Raw genomic sequence first — 3887 nt, forward strand, 5'->3', positions numbered from 1 at the left:
TTCAATGAAGCCTATTGTCGTGGATTAGGGAGGCTGTGCAGAGCATCCCTAGATAAATCAAAGGGTCGGCTCGGTTTCTGAGCTGACCCTTTGTGTTTTGGGACAAGCGGCAAGACATCGACTGTGTTTCCCCGGCTTGCCCACAACGCGTCCACGGACCTGGAAAGGTTGCAATCCTGCTGGGCGAGTCATCGCATTAATGCGGAATACGTCAATTTATTGCAATGTTATCACTTGTAACTCAGAAAAAGCCCTTATGCCATAAGCAGATATACCTAGTTTCAGGTATAGACGAAGAGTTTCAATCCTCGTCTAATACTTGCAGTCAATAGACAAAATGATGCATTGACTTGAGCGAAAAAGACTGCTTATCAGCAACAGTGTGTGCAATCTTTACGCAATGCTCGGGTTGGTGAATGGCGAAAAATCAGGCAAGGAGGGTTAGAGGCATGTCAGCGACTGTGTTTTATGAACGGGCTGTGGCGCTGGATCGGGCGGCGCACCAGGACACCAAGATCCAGATTCAGCCGGATCATTACGCATTCGCGCAGGACACGAATGCTCTGCCCATCGCCGCCAGCGAGTTCGCGGATGCCGGCCGCCACTATCCCATCGTGTTCGTGGGTGACGATGCCGGCAATTTCCACGTGGCCGTGCTGCTGGGCCTGGAAGACAAGTCCAATCTGTTCGTGACCGAGCTGGGTACCTGGAAGGCCGACACCTACGTGCCCGCCTTTGCCCGCCGCTATCCCTTCGTGCTGGGCACCACGGCCGAGGCCGACCGCCTGGCCGTGTGCATCGACGAGTCCTATCCCGGCGTCAATTCGGCGGATGGCGTGGCCTTGTTCGAGGACGGCAAGGAAACCGGCTACCTGACGCAGATGATGGAATTCCTGCGGGTGTTCCAGGGCGAGATGGAACTGACCAAGAACATGGCTCAGCGCCTGAACGAGCTGGGCTTGCTCACGGCCAAGACCATCACGATTTCGCAGGCTGACGGCGACCGCTATCTGAGCGGCTTCTGGGTCGTGGACGAGCAGAAGTTCGCCGGCATCGACGATGCCCGCGTGCTCGAACTGCACCGCGCCGGCATCCTGCGCCTGATCGAACTGCATCGCGCGTCGCTGGGCAACGTCCAGCGCCTGGCGATGCAGCTGGACGAGCAGCGCCGCCTGAAGGCACAGCAGCAGGACGCCGCGCCCGTCGAGTCCGCGGCCTGACTCCCGCCGCTGGGCCATGCTGACCGCCACCTTGACTCCCGCGATCGGCCCGGCCCCCAGCCAAGCCGGCGCCGAACCCGAAATCCACATCCCCCTGCATACGCTGCGGGGGGAACAGAGGTTCTGGGCGGACCGCCTGCTCGCGGTCTTCAAGAATCGGCAGATCGACGGGGTCGAGTGGTCGATGAAGTTCTCGGCCGCGGGCCTAGTCGGCAATCGCTTCATGCTGGGCATACAGCGCGAAAACTGGCGTCAGCTGGATCTGGCCACTTTGTCGCGCGCGCTCGCCATGCCGCAGTCGCTGTGGATGCGGGTCGTGCAGGACATGGAGCATGCCCGCGCCATGTTCTTCGCCTACGAGCCCGATGGCGCTGCCGGCACCTACCGCGTCTACCTGGAGTTCATGCCCACGCCCGAGGCGCTGCGCCAGCACGGCGTCCTGCCTCTGGGCTGCGGCTACAAATGGCACCCGGCGACGCAGCGCGAGGCGGCGGTGACGGCTTACCGCATGCGCTATCTGCAAGACCGTACAGGGTTCGATGCGCACCTGGAGCCTTATCTGGCCAGGCTCGCCAACCCGGTCCTGCGGCAGGTCGCGCAAACCATCGTGGCGCAGGCTTGCGGGCAGGCCGATCCGGCGGGCTTCATGTTCCTGGAAGTGGACGAGGCCGATACCCGGCGCGATTCGTTCACGCTGACTTTTCGTGGGGCTGACCTGCCGTTGCGGGCGTTCATTCCCGATCTTCTGCGTCTGGCCGCCAGCCTGGCTTTGGCGGAAAGCGATGTTCTTGGTTTCCTGCTGCCCGATGAACCCCGCAGCCTGTACAGCCTGGCCGCGGGCGCAGCGCGCGACGGACATGAATTCTTGACTGTTTACTATGACTGATAACGACAAGCTTTTCTTCCGTCCGGCGCTCGCGCGCCAGGGCATGCTGGTGGCGGCGGTCGTGGGCGCATTGAGCGTGGCGGGCTGCGCTGCGCGCGGCTCGGCGACGCCGGCGGCATCCGCGCCAGCTGCTGCGACGACGCCTGCGGCTGCCGCGCCGCAGACTGAAAGCGGTCCGCTCAAGCTGGGGCAGCCCACGCCGCAGGAGGATTCCGGCTTCGGCAAGACCACGCCCAGCGCCCAGATGGACGAAGTCGCGCCGGCGCCCGCGCCGCGCTTCGACGAGAACACCGTGTTCCCGGCGCCCGCGTCCTATCTGGCGCAAGACATGCCGGCGTACAACGGCGCGCAGTTGCCGGACCAGTCCGATCCCATGACGCTGGACCAGGTCTACATGATGGCGCTGCAGAACGACCCGCAGATGCAGGGGGCCTACCAGGAACTGCAGGCGGTGGGTTATGGCGTGATCTCCGCGCGCGCGGGCCTTCTGCCCAGCGTGAGCGGCGAAGTCAATCGCAGCCGCGTCCGCCAGAACGTGGTCGACAGCGAAAACACCGTCTACCAGACCGGCCGCGCCAACTGGGCCGAAAACGGCTGGGCGCTGACCCTGAACCAGCCGCTCTTCGAACTGGGGGCTTATCACAAGTGGCGCCAGTCGCAAGAGGCCGAGCGCAAGGAAGTGGCCAGCTATGCCTACGCGCAGCAAGACCTGATGCTGCGCACGGCAACCGCCTATCTCAGCGTGCTGGCGGCCCAGGACCAGATCGAGCTGACCGAGGCCGAACGCCGCACCACGCAGAAGCAGCAGGAACTGGTGCAGGCGCGCTTTCACAGCGGCCAGGAAACCCGCGTGGGGCTGAGCGAAGTACAGGCGCGCCTGGATATCCAGGATGCCAACACGCTGCTGGCAAGAAACGACTACCTGGACAAACAGCAGGCGGTGCAGGAGATCGTCGGCTACGGCAACCTGAAGCTGCGTCCGGTGCGCAAGGACCTGCCCATGACGCTGCCGGTGCCCAACGATCCCCAGACCTGGCTGCGCACCGCGCTGGACCAGAACTGGTCGATCCGAGCGGCCTCGGCAGGCGTGGCGGTGGCGGAAAAGGAAGTGTCGGTCCAGAAAGCCGGCTACTACCCCAGCGTCAACCTGCGCGCGTCCACCGGCCGCAATGAGACGGGCGGCAGCCTGTTCGGCGGCGGCAGCACGGTGGCCGACACCCGCTTCACGGTGAACCTGTCGGTGCCGATCTTCCAGGGCGGCTACACCTACGGCATGAGCCACGCGGCGGCCAGCCGCTTGAGCGCGGCCTCGTCCGACCTGAGCCTGACGCGGCGCAAGGTGCAACGCCAGGTGTTCTCGTCGTTCCAGAACATCGTGATCGGCATCGATCGGATCAAGGCGCTGAACAGCTCGGTGGAATCGTTCGAACTGGCGTTGAAGCTCAAGGAAGAGGGCTTTCAGGCGGGGCTGAACGACATCGTCAGCGTGCTGGACGCGACGCGCAATCTGTACAACGCCAAGCGCCAGCAGGCCGAGGCCGGATACAACTTCTTGCTGGATGGGCTGAAGCTCAAGCAGGCCGCGGGCACGCTGAACGCCGCGGACATCGCGGCGATCAGCCAGCAGATGCTGTAGGACCAGAGGGGGGCTTGCGGCACGACGCGCAGGCCGGGGCGGTACGCAAGACAACAGCGGAGCCATCCGGCGGTCAGCCGGATGGCTCGGAATCGTTTAAATCAGGGCGTTTCATGCGCCCGCACAAGAAATGTCGAGCAACGAT

The 3887-nt window shown here is 63.7% G+C and carries 3 protein-coding genes; all 3 read left to right on the forward strand.

Annotated features, from left to right (window positions below):
- Positions 1 to 449: 449 nt before the first annotated feature.
- From BRO63_RS23440 to BRO63_RS23450, 3 genes are read left to right on the forward strand one after another with little or no spacing between them, the layout of a single operon-like run.
- A complete protein-coding gene (locus tag BRO63_RS23440; RefSeq protein WP_088142110.1) occupies positions 450 to 1220 on the forward strand; it encodes a SapC family protein in 771 nt (256 codons plus the stop codon).
- A gap of 16 nt (positions 1221 to 1236) precedes the next feature.
- Positions 1237 to 2106, forward strand: a complete 870-nt coding sequence (locus BRO63_RS23445; protein ID WP_088142111.1) for a hypothetical protein — start codon at positions 1237 to 1239, stop codon at positions 2104 to 2106.
- The gene (locus tag BRO63_RS23450) at positions 2099 to 3742 is read left to right on the forward strand and encodes a TolC family outer membrane protein (protein WP_088142112.1); all 1644 of its coding nucleotides are present in this window, start codon (positions 2099 to 2101) and stop codon (positions 3740 to 3742) included. The genes BRO63_RS23445 and BRO63_RS23450 overlap by 8 nt, the downstream gene beginning before the upstream one ends.
- Positions 3743 to 3887: the final 145 nt, after the last annotated feature.

It is taken from the genome of Achromobacter xylosoxidans, assembly GCF_002192695.1.
GTDB classification, from domain to species: Bacteria; Pseudomonadota; Gammaproteobacteria; order Burkholderiales; family Burkholderiaceae_B; genus Achromobacter; species Achromobacter xylosoxidans_C.

Coding starts and splice junctions, on each gene's coding strand:
- BRO63_RS23440 (WP_088142110.1), top strand. CDS start 450: ATGTCAGCGACTGTGTTTTATGAACGGGCTGTGGCGCTGGATCGGGCG.
- BRO63_RS23445 (WP_088142111.1), top strand. CDS start 1,237: ATGCTGACCGCCACCTTGACTCCCGCGATCGGCCCGGCCCCCAGCCAA.
- BRO63_RS23450 (WP_088142112.1), top strand. CDS start 2,099: ATGACTGATAACGACAAGCTTTTCTTCCGTCCGGCGCTCGCGCGCCAG.